Source organism: Thermanaerothrix sp. (assembly GCF_056331585.1).
Genome location: NZ_JBWGPQ010000010.1, coordinates 32,583 through 47,979 on the forward strand (window position 1 = coordinate 32,583; position 15,397 = coordinate 47,979).

Genomic DNA, 15,397 nt, shown 5'->3' on the forward strand with positions numbered 1-15,397 from the left:
AATGACTTTAGACGTGAACATGCCCGCGCCCGATTTTACGTTACCGGATGAGACGGGAACGCTACGTTCACTCCAAGAATTCCGCGGTAAACCCGTGGTGCTCTATTTCTACCCTAAAGATGATACCCCGGGGTGCACCAAGGAAGCCTGTTCTTTTCGAGATGATTATCAGGTCTATGCCGAGGCAGGGGTAGTGATCCTCGGGGTAAGCCCGGATTCGCCGGCTTCCCATGCTCGGTTCAAGCAAAAATATAATCTGCCCTTTACACTGCTTTCTGACAAGGATCACCAAGTGTCCCGTTTGTATGAGGTATGGGGAAAGAAAAAGTTCATGGGGCGAGAATACGAAGGCGTCCTTCGCACCACGTTTTTAATCGATGAGAACGGTCTTATCAAGAAAATCTTTCCTAACGTGAAACCCGAGGGACACAGCGCCGAGGTTCTCGCTGCTCTGCGCGCTTGAGTGTTTGTAAAGCCCTGAAGAATGAAAGCGGCTCTAATCGATAGTAAAACCGCTGTTTTCTATCGTTGTGTTTGCAACTTGGGTTATACAGAGGTCGTGGGTTGGCAGGTTTCAAGCGAGATATTGAGCATCTGAATCTCTTGGAGGATGCTCTGAGGCGATTGCCTGGCGAGGTCATTCAGGGTTAGACATTCTAAGGTTTCGTTAATGGATTTTTGTAGGCTGGCCCAAATGGGCATGAACAAGCAGGTATCCTGGCGCGGACATACCGAGGAATCTTCTAGACATGGTGAAAGTCGAATGGGCCCTTCCAAGGCTTCCATGATTTCCCGCATGGATATCGTATTAGGGGCACGGTTCAGACGAATGCCACCGTGCGGGCCGGGGGTGGTTCGAATGAGCCCCTTTTGCATTAATGTATGGATAATCTGGTGCATGAATGGAAGAGGGATATCCAACTGCCGAGAAAGGGTGGCTGTGGCAATGGGCCGCCGATCAGCAGTTGAAGCCAATGCCAGCATGACCTGTAAACCATAATCAAAGCGTCGGCTGATTTTTAGCATGTTCAATCCTCTAAGTGGAATTTATCGAAAATCTTTACCAAAATAGTATGTTTTACGCGTTTTAGGTAGTGACGAATTCACAAATTTGACACGAATAATGTCTTAATCATGATTAAGGTTGATCTAGAATTCACCCTTCCTCTCCTCTTTTTCTTAATTGAACAAAGGATATAATCAATATGTAAGTGAAATCGTTCACCTGTCCAAAGGAGGACCTATGAAAAAATTTGCCTTTGTGGTGATCTTGTTGATGTTCAGTGCGCTTGTATTGGCAGCTTGCGGTGGCAGCGGGGGTGGTGGGGAAGCACAGGAGAGTCGTCCAACGCCTCCGCCCGAGTATGCCGGAAAAACCAGCCCCTATACTACCAATGATGCCAACGCAGTGGCGGCGGGAAAGACCATCTATGAGCAGCGCTGTGCTTCTTGCCACGGTGAGAAAGGGCTAGGGGATGGACCTGCGGGGCAGGCTCTGGATCCACATCCCGGCAATTTGGCCGAATTGGTCAAGGTGGCTAAGGATGATTACATGTTCTGGCGCATTTCTGAGGGCGGCGCAATGGCACCTTTTAACTCATCTATGCCGGCCCAGAAAGGCATCTTGACCGAAGACGAAATCTGGCAGGTTATTACTTACATCAAGACCTTCAAATAAACCAAAGTTCTTTACGAGAGTTAGCCCGGCATGATGATGTGCCGGGCTAACTTTATATAAAGGATCGTCAGAATACGATAAGTGGGATTAAAATAGAAGCATGTCAAATCTAGGTAAGAGGACTAAATTAGTCCGAATACACCAAAACACATGGATTGGCTTGTTTGTCTTGGGTGCCCTTCTGACCGCCCTAAGCTTTCTGAGTTTGTTGGGGTTTCTTGAACTACCAGCGATAGGTTTGTTGCTGGGGGTGGGTTCGGGTGTTGTGTCGTTATGGTTTTGGCGGCATCGCGAGAAGAGTCCAAGTTTGAGTCTTAGGGATGATGAAGTTCAATTAAAGACGTGTGAAACTTTTCTGCAGAATATAAATCACCTGCTCAGTTTGGAGGATGAAGAGCGTTTTGTTCGTTCCGCATTGGAGCAGGCAACTGCGCTCAGTGGGGCTAAAGGCGCAACGTTTATTCCGTTAGATGAATGGAATCATCCGCTGCGTGTCTATGCTGTAGGAATAGAAACGGAACTAGAACGGGAGAGCTGGGAAAAGTCTCTGGCTCGAGGGCAGATCCGCGTCACCTGTAAACAGTGTCAGGTATATCGAGCAGGTTTGGAACAAGGGTGTTTCCTGCTCCAAGGGGGAGTACCCGGAGCCAAGGTGGTTGAGTGTATTCCTTTGAAGCAAAATGGACGGATGGCAGCCGTTGTCAACCTTTATATGACGGAAACAAACTCTGAGGTATCGGAGAGTTTGAAATATTGGCTGGAAGGCCTTTTTACTATTGTGATGACCGGTTTGGAGTTGCGTCGCCTGAAAGCCCGTGAAGCAGCTGTCTATGCTCAGGTTCTCGGTTCCCGAGTGGGTCATCCCGATGTGGAGAGTGTGCTTAGGCCGATTTTATGGCGCATGATGCAGACGGTGGAATGTGAAGGTGTTGCTCTCTACCTCGGCCAGGGCGGGATGCCAACATTTCCTGTTTTTCTCACTCTGGGACAGTTACCATTTACAGTCCCCGAGGTTATGAGTCGAATCCATGCGCAAATACATAGTGATACTTTGGGAGCATCTAATCATCTCCAACCGATAGCTTTAGACATAAAAGGAACTTCTGGATGGGCGCTCCCACTTGTTGGCTCAGAGGGGAAAGTAATTGGAACATTGCTACTTTACCCCGCTAAGGATTCTTCTTGGGATCCGTCCATCAATCAGGTGATGGAGCTCTTATTAGAAACTTTGGTTCGCATCATTGAGAACGAGCGATTGCATTACGATCTGGCGTTTCGGGTCGTGATGATGGAGCGTTCGCGTCTGGCACGAGAGATCCATGACGGTTTAGCCCAAACCTTGGCCTATCTCAAACTAAATACGGCGCAGATGCTCAACCTATTGAATCGGGAAGACTTTACACGCTTAGAAACCGTGCTTCAGCAGCATTACCAAGCTCTAGCCGAGATTTATCTTGAGACTCGACAAGTCATGGATAACCTGCGCTTTAACCCTCAAGATGATATGAATGCTTGGATTCGTCAAGTGGCGACCAGCATGGCCGAGCGTTCTAATCTTCAAATTGAATGTTATCTTCCCGAGGAGTCCCCTGAACTTCCTCTCGAAGTCCAGGCACAACTCTTACGAATCGTTCAAGAGGCTTTGAATAATATTCGCAAGCACGCTCATGCCTCGCGGGCTTGGATCTCGCTTAGCCTCTGGAATAATGAGTGGATCTTAGAAATCGGAGATAATGGGATTGGGTTTTCCCCGGATGAGGTTCCTCATTTTTCACAGCATGGGTTGCGAGGTATGCGCGAACGGGCAGAATTGATTGGGGCTGAATTTCAGATTATCAGTCGGCCTTATCAAGGCACCGTTATTCGTTTACAGGTACCATCTCGAGTAGAGGAGTCACTGGTATGAGTACGCGAGCAGTTCGTGTTGTAGTTGTGGATGATCACGCGCTTTTCCGGCGTGGGTTAATTGAGCTTTTACGCGATATGCCGGAACTTAAAGTCGTAGGTGAAGCCGGCAATGGGCAGGAGGCGCTCGAAGTTATTCGCCATGCCATGCCAGATGTCGTTCTACTGGATATTAATATGCCCCATATGGATGGCTTACGTACATTGGAGGTGTTGCGCAAAATTCCATCTTCGCCGAAAGTCCTGATGCTTACGGTTTCACAGCATGAGGAAGACCTTATACAAGCCATCCGCAGTGGTGCAGATGGATATTTGCTCAAGAATGTGGAACCAGAAGAATTGCGTAAGGCGATTTTGCGTGTTTATCAGGGAGAAGGTGCTCTTTCTCCTGAAGTTACCGCGCCGGTGCTCCGTGCAATCGCCTATCAATCCGAGATCGCGAATCGCCAGATCCTCAGCGATAGAGAACTGGAAGTGCTGGAGTGCCTGGCAGATGGTCAAACGACGGGTCAGATTGCAGCCAAACTGTATATTTCGGATAACACTGTGAAGACTCATGTTCGTCATATCTTAGAAAAACTTGAGGCGTCTAACCGCACCGAGGCGGTGAGTAAAGCCATCGCGTTGGGTTTGATCCGCCGCCGCGAGGGCTAAATCAAAACCCGTATCTGAGTCGTAAGTGGTGATAAAAATATCCCCCATTTAGGGGGATATTTTTAACCCACTTTAATGTCTATCAAATCTCGACATTATTGGGGGAAATTGTGTATTTTATTAGTGGGTAGGTACAAAAGGTTCGGGTTAGAGGTCTTCGGAGTAATGAGTTTTCATCAGGTAGATGGAGTGCGCAGGGTATTGATTGCTTCAGCCAATCCGCTCTTCGGGCGGGGGCTAGAACGTTTGATTCATCAGCAGTGGAAGGGTCGCCAATTTGAGATTCGGGTTGTGGCAACGATGGAGGAAACTCTGCTTCTTCTCGAGTCTTGGTTGCCCGACCTAGTCATCCTTGATTACGATGACCGCTCGCTAGACCGCAAACGCTTTATGGATCTATTTATCAGTGGCAATCGGGCGATGCAGGTGATGTTGGTTTCATTACACGAGGGCGGGTCGGTCGTTGTTTATGATCGCCGCATCCTTACCCCTTCCCAGGCAGAAAATTGGCTTTCGTTACCGGGTAGTCTAGACTCACAGCCTCGAACTTCAGGAAAGGAGCGCGTTTCGACGATGAAACATTTCGCGATTGCCGGGTTTTTGGTCATTGTGTCTACATTCGTGATGAATTACTTGTTAAATACGATTCGCATTCTCCCTCTCCAGGCCAGTGCCCAAGCTCAGCCAATTGATCGCCTCTTCAATTTGCAGTTTATGCTAATCGCTTTCTTCTTTTCGCTGATTGTGGTTTTCCTGGGCTACAGTTTGGTGGTATTCCGCCAACGGAATAAAGATGGTGAAGAGGAAGGGGCTTATCTTAAGGGCTCTACCGGCCTGGAAGTGGTGTGGACAATTATCCCGATTGGAATCGTGATTTATCTCTCTTATCTTGGTTCTCTGGCATTGGCCGAGACGCGGCGGGTGGATCCGCAAGCTGTTGAGGTCAAAGTGGTGGCCGGCCAATGGTTTTGGCGCTTTGAGTATCCGCAATATGGTATTGTCTCCAATGCATTGTACTTACCGGTTAATCGTCAGGCGCATTTACGTTTGACCTCGTTGGATGTCATTCACTCATTTTGGGTACCCGAATTTCGGGTGAAGCAGGATGCGCTCCCTGGCGAGAACCTCGAACGGGAATTGCGTGTTACCCCAACGATGATCGGCGAGTTCAAGGTGCGTTGTGCGGAACTTTGTGGCACCTCGCACGCTTACATGGAAAGCCCGGTCGTAGTGGTTTCCCAAGCGGATTTTGAGGCTTGGATCAGTGAACAATTGGCTGCTATTGGCACCGACCCGGCGACACGCGGGGCAAAGTGGGCGCAAACCAATGGCTGTCTTTCATGTCATTCGGTGGACGGTTCACCAGGGGTTGGACCTACCTGGAAAGGACTTTTTGGCCGTACCGATCATGAATTAGCGGATGGCTCCGTGGTTGCCGTGGATGAGGCTTATCTGAAAACCGCTATTGTCAATCCCAATGCACAAATTGTTAAAGGATTCCCGGCGAATGTCATGCCAGGCAACTATCAGTCACTCCTTTCCGAACAACAGATCAACGACATTATTGAATATATCAAGACACTGCGCTGATTTCGACACTTGATGGAGGTCATTATGAGACGTTTATGGGCAATTGGGCTCGTTCGAGGGTTGATTGGTCAGGTGATAGGCTTTCTTCTTGGTGTGGGATTGCTGAGTGCCGTGCGGATGGCATTGGGGTTGCCGTGGAAGGCTGAACCGGCCTGGGTGGTAGGTGGGTTTGGAGGCGTTTTGGGCTTTATGATTGCGCTTGGCGCCTTTAGGGATTGGTATGCCTGGGCTTTAGGACGCGAAACACCTGATATTGAGGATATTGAAGAGACTCCGGGCTGGCAACGCTACCTGGGCTATAGTTTGGATCATAAGGTGATTGGAGTTCAGTACGGTGTGCTCTCTCTACTATTACTTGCGATTGGGGGTACATTTGCGCTGATCTTTCGCACCGAATTGGCTCAATCCGGGATGCAGTTTCTCTCGCTGGATTTCTTCAACACCCTGATCGGGATGCACGGTATGGTGCTGATCATCTCGATCTTACTAGGTTTCGCGGCCATGGCCAACTTCTTAGTACCGCTCTTGATTGGGGCTAGGGATATGGCCTTCCCGCGTCTGAATGCTTTCTCTTTTTGGATCGCGGTTCCGGCATCTATTACGTTGCTGAGTGCCATTTTCTTGGGGGGTTTTGATACCGGTTGGACGGCTTACCCTCCGTTGAGTATTCGGGCTCCGTTGGGGATGCAGATGTTTTTTGTGGGTGTGTTCTTCAATGGTTGGTCATCCATTTTGGGGGCTTTGAATCTGATTACTACGATCATCCGGTTGCGGGCGCCGGGGATGACTCTCTTCCGGATGCCTATTTTCGCCTGGGCAACCCTGGCCACCTCGATAATTGCGCTGACGGCGACGCAGTTGATCGGCCTTTCATTTCAGATGGTGATGTTTGAGCGTTTATTTGGTATGGGGTTCTTTGAACCAGCCAAAGGTGGAAATCCGATTTTGTTCCAACATCTCTTCTGGTTTTACTCTCATCCAGCGGTATATATCTTTGTATTGCCAGGACTGGGGGTAATCAGTGAGTTACTGCCAGTATTTGTGCGTAAGCCGCTCTTCGGTTACCGTTGGGTAGCGATGTCTTCGTTAGGGATTGCGTTGGTGGGCTTTCTGGTATGGGGGCACCATATGTTCACCTCTGGCATGGAAGAGTACCTGCGGGTGCCGTTTATGTACAGCACGCTTTTGGTCGCCGTACCCACCGGAATCAAGTTTTTCAGCTGGGTGGCTACCTTATGGCAGGGGCGGATTCGCACGCCAGTACCAATGTTGTTTGTCCTGGGTGCGATTGTAGTGTTCCTCATGGGGGGATTAAGTGGCCCGCCTAATGGGGTAGTCGCGACTGATTTGCACTTGCATGACACCTATTTCGTGGTCGGCCATTTTCACGACACGATGTTTGGAGGGTATATCTTCCCTCTGTTTGCAGCGATCTACTATTGGTTTCCTAAGGTGAGTGGGCGCAAATTAAACGAGACTCTGGGGCGGCTGCATTTTTGGTTGATGACTCCTTCGTTTCTGGTTATGACATTTGGTCAAATGTGGGTGGGTATGATGGGCATGCGCCGCCGCATTGCCGATTATGACCCAGCACAAGGGTTTGATACCGCACATTTAGTGATCACGATTGCCGGTTTCTTGATTGGTTTATCGGTGTTGATTTTCTTTATCAACTTGGTGATGAGTCTGCGCCGCGGAGAAGTGGCGGTAGGAAATATCTGGCAATCGCGTTCACCGGAATGGCAGTTATTACCCTCGCCGGCACCGATGCACAATTATCCTCAGCCGTTCCGTGTGGTGGGTGACCCTTACGACTATGGTCTAAAGGGGTCGCGTTATGTTGAACCCTTAACGCAACCGGCAGGAGATTGAGGAGGTTGGCGATGAAAACATCTTCAAAGGCAATTTCTGAAGTACGTCGCGGTGTGGTGGTGTTCATCGTTTTGGCCGTCTTAACCGGTATTGAGTATTATATTGGAATTCACGAAGCACCGAGTGTCATTCTGTGGGCTATTGCCCTGCTCAAAGCGGCGGTGGTGATTCAGTTTTACATGCATCTAATGCGCATTTTCCGCTCACAGGAGGAGCACTGATGAGTACCCATGAGATGAGCCTTGAGGCCTATCGGCAACGTGTTGCCACTAACCGCATCGGTTTATGGTTGTTTATCATTTCGGATGCTTTCATGTTCGGCGCGTTGCTCGTTACTCGGTTCTATTTGCTGGGAGGTCGTCGCCCCGAACTGGATCAGACATTGGGCTTAATCGTGACCTCGGTGCTGTTAACCAGCAGTTTCTTTATGAATCGGGCTGAAGCGATGATTGCGGCCGGAAATCGGCGTGGTTTCCTGTCCAGTACCTTGATCACTATGGTGCTGGGAATAGCGTTTTTAGTAGGGGTGATCGGGTTTGAATGGCGTCTGGCTCCGTTTGGGCCGGCAGATGGTGCCGAAGGTGCCGTCTTCTATATGATGACCGGAATGCATGCCTTCCATGTTTTGACCGGTGTCATCTTTCTGTTTGTTGTTTTTCGAAATGGCTTGAAAGGGCATTACTCTCCCGAACGCCACTGGGCGGTGGAAGCGTGCGCTAACTACTGGCACTTTGTCGACGTGGTTTGGATTTTCTTCTATCCCGCTCTCTATCTTATCGGAACGCTCTAGGTGGGGCATGCGCCAATATAGTCTCTTGATGGGGATTGGCATTGTAGCGGTGACCTTGGTTGCTGTGGGGCTTTTGCTCCCCCCCCAAGGTCAGTTCCGCGGATCATTGCTTGATCCCCCGATCCCTGCGCCTGATTTTTCTCTCACTCAGGCGAATGGGGAAAACTTTACTTTGAGTGCGCAAAAAGAAAACGTGGTTTTGCTGTTCTTTGGTTACACTTATTGCCCTGACGTTTGTCCTACGACATTGGCTGATCTTGCTCAGGCTATGAAACGCCTTGGTCGCCAGTCAGAGCGGGTCAGGGTGGTCTTTATTTCGGTTGATCCCCAGCGAGACACCCCGGAACGTGCTCAGTCCTATGCTGCTGCATTTGACCCGTCTTTTATTGGGCTTTCAGGCACCGAGGCTGACTTGCAACCAGTATGGAATGCCTATGGTGTTTATCGGTTGGTGCGGGACAGTGAAAGTCGTGGAAGCGATTATTTAGTGGATCACTCGGCACGGGTTTACCTGATAGATGGCAAGGGAAATTTGCGCTTGACGTATTCCTTTGGCACTCCGGTGGAAGATCTGGAAAATGACTTGCGTCTCATCTTAAGGGAGAAATAACGTATGACCGCGACAACCAAAGCGGTACTTGTTCGCCTTGGGGTTACTCTTCTGTTGGGATTACTGGTAGGTGTTTTGGTCGGTGAGGGGGCTTACTGGTTGTTGCGCGGAGAAAGCGAGAATGAACCACGTGTTATTGAAATTGTCATTCCTGCCGGTACGGCGCGACAAATTGCTATGGGGGAGCCAGGCCCGGCCCTCCCCTCCATGATTTTTACTGTGGGTGATGTTTTGATGGTGCGAAATGAAGACGAGGTTAGTCATCAGTTGGGGCCGCTGTGGATTCCACCCGGAAGCACCGCCTCGCTAAATCTGGATCGTCCTAGTGCGTATAGCATGGCATGTACGTTTCAATCCTCACAGGTATTAGGGTTGGACGTGCGTCCGCGCATCCGTCCGATAGACCGTGTGCAGGGAATCCTGGCAGTGATGATCCCAACGTGGATGTTGTTGTGGGTCTACTCATTGGTGGCAGTTCCCCTACCGGAAAGCGGTCCAACTGCTTCATCAGTCCACCATCGTTCTTGAGAGCGAGATGCGCACGCGGGGGTTTTTACATTGGGTCTTAACCACCCTATTTGTACTTGCGGCAATAGCCGTGATGGTTCGCCTTGGTTTCTGGCAGTTAGATCGCTTGGCGCAGCGGCGAGCGTTTAACGCTCGCGTTCTGGCGGCTCAGGCTATGCCGGTTTTGAACTTAAATGAGAACCTACCCCTAAGCGATCTCGCAGCTATGGAATATCGTGAAGTGGTTGTCGAAGGGACGTTTTTATTTGAGGATGAGGTACTACTGCGGAACCAGGTTTGGGAGGGACGGTTGGGGTTTCATGTGTTGACGCCGTTGCAAATTCGAGGTTCGACCTGGGCGGTGCTGGTAGATCGCGGCTGGATACCTTATGAAGAAGCCCAACTTCCAGCCCGCCGCCTTGCCTTTCAGGAGCAGGGGATGGTAACCGTAAGGGGGATCATTCGTCGCGGTCAGGAACACCCAGATTTTGGTGGTGTACCCGATCCTACGTTGACGCCTGGACAAACCCGCTTAGAGGCGTGGAATCTGGTCAATATTCCGCGCATTCAACAGCAAACCCGTGCTTCCCTGTTGCCAATTTATATACAGCAGGCACCAGATCCGGCGTGGCAGGGACTACCTTATCGGGCGTTACCGGAAGTCGAAATTAGTGAAGGCCCTCATTTGGGTTATGCTATTCAGTGGTTTACGTTTGCAGCAATTTTAGGGATTGGTTATCCATTTTACGTAAAACGGCAGTTGCATAAAACTGGCGGATATCCTGCAAAGCCAATGGAGGATGAAGACGAATGAAACAAAAAACCTTGAAGCGAGTTTACGGCAGTGTGGTCGTTCTTCTGCTATTGGCGGTGTACAGCGGCTATGTGGTCCGCTTTATGGATCCTTTCGAGTTCTGCGTTCCGATTACGAAGTGCGTTTTCGTATTGGGGCGGCCGGATACTTGGCTACCCTGGATTGCGGCGATGCATCCAAGCCTCGCACTCGTGGCCGGGCTTTTGGGGTTTAGTGTGGGTTTGTGGCGATTAATTAGGGGGAGGGTTCTTTCTCCGATTGAACGGTGGGGACTAATAGCTGGGATAGCCACGTTGCTGCTCCAAGGCTTACAAACGTTCTGGTCTGGAAATAAAATTCGGGATTATTCTGACTTGATTCATCTTTCATTGGGGTTGCTTGCCCTAACGGCATTTACGGTGGCAGGGCTTTCCGTCCTTCCTTCATTCCAAGTCCTTCCGGATGCCCGATCCTCAAAGCGCAAAAATGTGAGATTTCTGGGGATCGGACTTCTGTGGGTCACATTTCTTTTGCTTATCAGCGGTTATGCGCAGGGATTAGATCCATATAGCCGAGCATGTGGAGGTTGGCCATTTTGTTCTAGCGGCTGGGCGTTGAGTCAATGGGGGTGGCTTACACTCTTACATCGGTTGCTAAGTCTGCTTGCCTTAGGTGGGGTCACCGGGATGCTTCTCATAACCTGGCGAGGTTATTCGCAAGACACAATAGTCCTTCCAGCAGCTACAGCCCTGGCGATCCTTGTTCTGGGTCAGATCGGATTAGGGGGTGTCATGGTCAACCGCGGCTACCGGCATGAACTGGTGGCTTTGCACGCTTTTAATATTGTGGCATTGTGGCTGACATTAAGCGTATTAGTTTTAAGGGTGTGGGTATGGTCACCTCATTCCGAAAGACAATCTATAGCCACGGTTTCATGGCAGACACGTTTGAAGGCTTATTTTCTTCTTAATAAGCCGATAATTGTGGTGCTTCTTTTGATCACAACGTATGCGGGCATGGTGTTAGCTGCAAAAGGTATACCGGACGCTCGTTTGACTTTCTGGACCCTTTTTGGGGGAGCGCTGGCGGCAGGGGGAGCGAGCGCCATCAACCAATATATTGATCGTGAAGCTGATAAGCAAATGCAGCGAACGGCCAAGCGCCCGATACCGGCCGGCATTATTACCTCGGCACAAGGTCTGGCCTATGGGATAGCGGCCTGTTGGGTTGCCTTTTTTATGTTGGCGATTATGGTTAATCTGCTTACCGCGCTTTTAGCGTTGGCGGGGATAATCTACTATGTGGGAATTTACAGCCTTTGGTTGAAACCTGCTACACCTCAGAACATTGTGATCGGTGGCGGGGCTGGCGCTATTCCACCGCTAGTAGGATGGGCTGCGGTAGCGAACGATCTTCAGGTGCCGGCGCTTTTTTTGTTCGCGATTATCTTCCTTTGGACGCCGCCGCATTTCTGGGCATTGGCATTGGTGCGGCGGAAGGATTATGCTCGGGCTGGGATTCCGATGTTACCAGTAGTACGGGGCGAGCAAACAACGCGACGGCAGATTTTCATCTACACTTTACAATTGGTAGCCCTGACGTTGTTGATGCCCCTTTTAAACCTGACTGGTTACCTTTTTTTGTTGGTTGCACTGGTTCTAGGGGGAGGATTGATTTACGCCGCTTGGCGGGTTTTGCGCATGCCCGGCAATCGCCCGGCTTACCAGATGTATCGCATGTCTAGCATGTACCTTGCATTAATCTTTTTGGCGTTGGTCGTGGATGTCCTGGTTTAGAGGAAAAGGGGCGCTCAGGACCAGGAACCATTGTTTTGAGCGCCCCAAAAACTCGCTCTCTTCCCGTCACGCTTCTTGAATTGGAATGATCAAGTCAAGAGGATATTCGGCTAATCGGGTGATTTCACCATTAGGTAGTACAGCATAGGTATCTTCTAAGCGAACTCCCATCTCCTTCTCTGGGTAATATAGCCCCGGTTCAACGGTGAAAACCGTACCGGGGACAAGAATATCGCGCGACTCTTTGGCATAAGCACCACTAACCGGATACTCATGCACGTGTAATCCCAGCCCATGCCCGAGGCTGTGGACATAGCCTTTCTGGGTGGTCGGATCGGTGCGCACGGTGGGATGCCCCATGGCTTCAAACAATTCGCATGTACGATCATGATAGGTCTTGAAGAACGTATTGGGTTTCAGTTCCTGGGTAATTTGGCGATATACCGAGAGTACTTGCTCATAAAGTTTCAGGGCTTCATCAGTTGCATATCCCAAGCACCAGGTGCGGGTGAAATCATAATAGTAACCGCCGCCAGCCTCACAAGGGAAAATATCAAAGACAATGGTCTCGCCCAGGCGAAGCACGTCATCAGGGTTACCGGTGCTGTGAGGGACTGCCGCGTCGCGTCCAATAGCAAAAATGGTGCCTTCGGGGTTATCCACACCCTGTTCAGCCAACCACAGATTGATCTTCCGCTTAACCTCACCGATGGTCAATGGGTTGCCATCCTGTTTGATCAAAACGCCGTTTTTAGCGCGATGGTGGGAAAGAAAATCGGCGGTTTGGGCAACGACCCAGGTGGTGATCTGGCCCATACGCTCGATTCGCTTGATCTCATTTTCGTCCTTCGTCATCATGGCCAAAAGCAGAATGGGATCTTCAGAGAAGCCAAGGAATTCTACCGCGGGCAATAATTGTTGTAGGCGTTGGGTTAAATCGAACTGCGGCCCGAACTCAATCTTCCCATATAAGGCAATGCGACCATGGTCTAAGCCGAGGTCGGATAAGATTTTTTGGAAACGCAAAGCGGATGCCTGGGCAACATCTCCACTAGCCTGCTCATAGAATGTCTTGTAAGGATACTCATCATAGCAACGAGCGGTTAAACCCGATTTAGCCGCCTCATCACGCTCCATTGAGCGATAGAAAAGCAAGGGCGGCTGGTCGCGCCGCTTGAACAGATCAGCGCTGGTAAGGGAGGCGTCACCGGTGAAATAGCGCATGGCAGGGTTGTGTGTGGTTGGCCCCATGATCCACAGCGCATCTACCTGGTAGGTATGCATCAATTGATCGAGGTCGCGCTTCATGGTAGTCTCCTGAGATTATAGGCTCGGATTATAACGACGGATTGTTCTACGTCAGTAAATGACGTAATTCATGCAGTAGAATGTCTTCCTGTTCTTCCAATACCGTGCGGGGGTCTAAAACGATATGGTCATTTTCAATGCGTGCGACGATAGGATAAGGGCGATGGCGTAGCCATTTGAGAGCCTGAGAAGGAGACTTCACTCCAAGCGCAAGCACATATGTGGGCAGGGTTTCGCCGGGGAGACTGCCCCCGCCAATTGTAGAACGACTAGAAATTACGCTCCCTACTTGTAGAGCAGCTTGCCAACGATCGGCTCTGGTTTTAATGGTTTCTGCCGATTGGGCAATCATGTGCCAGACGGGGATGGCTTGCTCCCAATCGCCTTTCAAATAGTGCTGCAGGGTCGCAGAGAGAGCAACCAGTGTGATCTTGTCAGCCCGTACCGCGCGCGCGAGGGGATGGCGTTTGATTTTTTCGAGCAAATCTTTGCGTCCCAGGATAATCCCGGCTTGGGGCCCGCCAAGCAGTTTATCACCCGAAAAGCACACCAAATCGGCGTTGGCAGCCAGGGATTCTTGAACCATAGGTTCATGCGTCAAATCATATTTGGTGGTATCCACCAAGGCGCCAGATCCCAGGTCATCTACAAGCGGAATCTGATAACGGTGGGCCAGATTCGCTAACTCAGTTAGGTCGGGTTCTTCGGTGAAACCGATGATTCGAAAGTTGGAGTGGTGAGCCCTAAGGATTAAGGCGGCCCCGCTCTCTTGCAACGCTCTTTCGAAGTCCTCAATCCGGGTGCGGTTAGTGGTACCGACCTCAATTAAGCGCGCTCGGGATTGGCGTAGAATTTCGGGGACGCGAAAGCCACCTCCAATTTCGATAAGTTGGGAGCGGGCGACGAGAACATTCCGCCGTGCCGCCAATGCGCTGAGCACAAGCAAAACGGCAGCCGCGTTGTTGTTGACCACCAGAGCGTCTTCTGCACCGGTCAGTTGAATTAGCAGTTGGGTGGCATGGAGATGTCGCGATCCCCTGCGTCCGGTCTCGAGGTCAAATTCAAGGTTGCAGTACCCCGATGCAATATGGGAGATGGCTTGCAAGGCGCTGGGACTTAGTGGGGCACGTCCTAAATTTGTGTGCAGGATGACCCCGGTGGCATTGATCACCGGCTTGAGCGAGAAGGTAAACCAGGTATTGAGCAAGTTCTGGGCCTGGGTTAGGATGGACTCGGGGGTGAGATCTACGATTTTCCCATGAAGAAGACTGTTGCGCAGGGTGTTTAGCGTCTCCCGCAGGGCCCTTAAGGTCATCATGCGACCGAATGACTCGATAAGCCAAGCGGTTGTAGGTAAATGGAGCAATTGATCTACAGAAGGGATTTGGCGTAGGTCAGGAGTCATGTGGGGTATCGTGAGGGCGCCATTGCGCGCGCTCAATAAGGCGGAGTGAGAACTCAAGAATGAAGACGCCTAAGAATAAGATCATGCCTAAGGTGATGGTGAGAACCCGTTCCAATTGCAACCAGGCGAGTAGATCAAAGAGAATGCCCATCCACAGTGCCTCGCGGACAAGAGTACCTGTTGAGGGCAGTGAGCTGCTTGAGGAAAAGCGCCAATTCAGAAAATAGACGATGGGAAGTGCGATTCCAGTGACACCCAGAGTGCTCAAGAAAAAGAATAACCACCGCGGTAATAGTGTGGGTAGCGTTTGGGTGATCACCAGGGCTAATCCACCTAATCCTAACGCGCCTAAGATGAGAAAAGGTACGAAAATCTCAGAGAAAGGGGGGAATTGTTGACTTCGATTCACGTCTTACTCTCCTTCTTCGAAAAGATTATAACGCACTTCGAGTTAACGTTTAGACCTTGCAAATAAGGAGTTTTGTAGTA

General features: G+C 50.3%; 16 protein-coding genes. 12 read left to right on the top strand and 4 right to left on the bottom strand.

Features of this window, described 5'->3' with window-relative positions:
- The first annotated feature begins 1 nt into the window (after position 1).
- Positions 2–463, top strand: coding sequence for a thioredoxin-dependent thiol peroxidase (bcp, locus tag AC01YT_RS05480; protein WP_476673432.1), 462 nt, complete (start codon positions 2–4; stop codon positions 461–463).
- A gap of 83 nt (positions 464–546) precedes the next feature.
- On the opposite strand, the gene AC01YT_RS05485 is transcribed toward bcp, so the two are convergent.
- Positions 547–1,026: an RrF2 family transcriptional regulator gene (locus AC01YT_RS05485; protein ID WP_476673434.1), complete on the bottom strand. Its 480-nt coding sequence runs from the start codon at positions 1,024–1,026 to the stop codon at positions 547–549.
- Positions 1,027–1,243: 217 nt separating this feature from the next.
- Between AC01YT_RS05485 and AC01YT_RS05490 the strand changes: the two genes are divergently transcribed.
- The 11 genes from AC01YT_RS05490 to AC01YT_RS05540 all read left to right on the top strand — a co-directional run bounded on the left by AC01YT_RS05490 (position 1,244) and on the right by AC01YT_RS05540 (position 12,195).
- Entirely contained in the window at positions 1,244–1,678 is a 435-nt protein-coding gene (locus tag AC01YT_RS05490; protein ID WP_476673436.1) for a c-type cytochrome, read from the top strand.
- A 265-nt stretch (positions 1,679–1,943) separates the two neighbouring features.
- Positions 1,944–3,584 carry a GAF domain-containing sensor histidine kinase gene (locus AC01YT_RS05495; protein WP_476673438.1) on the top strand — a complete coding sequence of 547 codons (1,641 nt, stop codon included), beginning with the start codon at positions 1,944–1,946 and terminating at the stop codon, positions 3,582–3,584.
- Positions 3,581–4,237 (top strand): response regulator, encoded by a 657-nt coding sequence (locus AC01YT_RS05500; protein WP_476673440.1) that lies wholly within the window; start codon positions 3,581–3,583, stop codon positions 4,235–4,237. The genes AC01YT_RS05495 and AC01YT_RS05500 overlap by 4 nt, the downstream gene beginning before the upstream one ends.
- Before the next feature lie 165 nt (positions 4,238–4,402).
- Positions 4,403–5,827, top strand: coding sequence for a cytochrome c oxidase subunit II (gene coxB, locus AC01YT_RS05505; protein ID WP_476673442.1), 1,425 nt, complete (start codon positions 4,403–4,405; stop codon positions 5,825–5,827).
- 24 nt (positions 5,828–5,851) lie between these two features.
- The gene (locus AC01YT_RS05510) at positions 5,852–7,699 is read left to right on the top strand and encodes a cytochrome c oxidase subunit I (RefSeq protein WP_476673444.1); all 1,848 of its coding nucleotides are present in this window, start codon (positions 5,852–5,854) and stop codon (positions 7,697–7,699) included.
- Positions 7,700–7,710: 11 nt separating this feature from the next.
- Positions 7,711–7,920, top strand: a complete 210-nt coding sequence (locus tag AC01YT_RS05515; protein ID WP_476673446.1) for a cytochrome C oxidase subunit IV family protein — start codon at positions 7,711–7,713, stop codon at positions 7,918–7,920.
- Entirely contained in the window at positions 7,920–8,489 is a 570-nt protein-coding gene (locus AC01YT_RS05520) for a cytochrome c oxidase subunit 3 (RefSeq protein WP_476673448.1), read from the top strand. The genes AC01YT_RS05515 and AC01YT_RS05520 overlap by 1 nt, the downstream gene beginning before the upstream one ends.
- A gap of 7 nt (positions 8,490–8,496) precedes the next feature.
- The gene (locus AC01YT_RS05525) at positions 8,497–9,099 is read left to right on the top strand and encodes an SCO family protein (protein WP_476673450.1); all 603 of its coding nucleotides are present in this window, start codon (positions 8,497–8,499) and stop codon (positions 9,097–9,099) included.
- Positions 9,100–9,102: 3 nt separating this feature from the next.
- Positions 9,103–9,627 carry a hypothetical protein gene (locus AC01YT_RS05530; protein ID WP_476673452.1) on the top strand — a complete coding sequence of 175 codons (525 nt, stop codon included), beginning with the start codon at positions 9,103–9,105 and terminating at the stop codon, positions 9,625–9,627.
- A 7-nt stretch (positions 9,628–9,634) separates the two neighbouring features.
- Positions 9,635–10,420: an SURF1 family protein gene (locus tag AC01YT_RS05535; protein ID WP_476673454.1), complete on the top strand. Its 786-nt coding sequence runs from the start codon at positions 9,635–9,637 to the stop codon at positions 10,418–10,420.
- Positions 10,417–12,195 carry a heme o synthase gene (locus AC01YT_RS05540; protein WP_476673456.1) on the top strand — a complete coding sequence of 593 codons (1,779 nt, stop codon included), beginning with the start codon at positions 10,417–10,419 and terminating at the stop codon, positions 12,193–12,195. Before AC01YT_RS05535 ends, AC01YT_RS05540 begins: the two co-directional genes overlap by 4 nt.
- A gap of 66 nt (positions 12,196–12,261) precedes the next feature.
- On the opposite strand, the gene AC01YT_RS05545 is transcribed toward AC01YT_RS05540, so the two are convergent.
- From AC01YT_RS05545 to AC01YT_RS05555, 3 genes are read right to left on the bottom strand one after another with little or no spacing between them, the layout of a single operon-like run.
- The gene (locus tag AC01YT_RS05545) at positions 12,262–13,503 is read right to left on the bottom strand and encodes a M24 family metallopeptidase (RefSeq protein ID WP_476673458.1); all 1,242 of its coding nucleotides are present in this window, start codon (positions 13,501–13,503) and stop codon (positions 12,262–12,264) included.
- A 46-nt stretch (positions 13,504–13,549) separates the two neighbouring features.
- Positions 13,550–14,908, bottom strand: a complete 1,359-nt coding sequence (selA, locus tag AC01YT_RS05550) for an L-seryl-tRNA(Sec) selenium transferase (protein ID WP_476673460.1) — start codon at positions 14,906–14,908, stop codon at positions 13,550–13,552.
- Entirely contained in the window at positions 14,898–15,317 is a 420-nt protein-coding gene (locus AC01YT_RS05555; protein WP_476673462.1) for a hypothetical protein, read from the bottom strand. The genes selA and AC01YT_RS05555 overlap by 11 nt, the downstream gene beginning before the upstream one ends.
- Between the last annotated feature and the right edge of the window lie 80 nt (positions 15,318–15,397).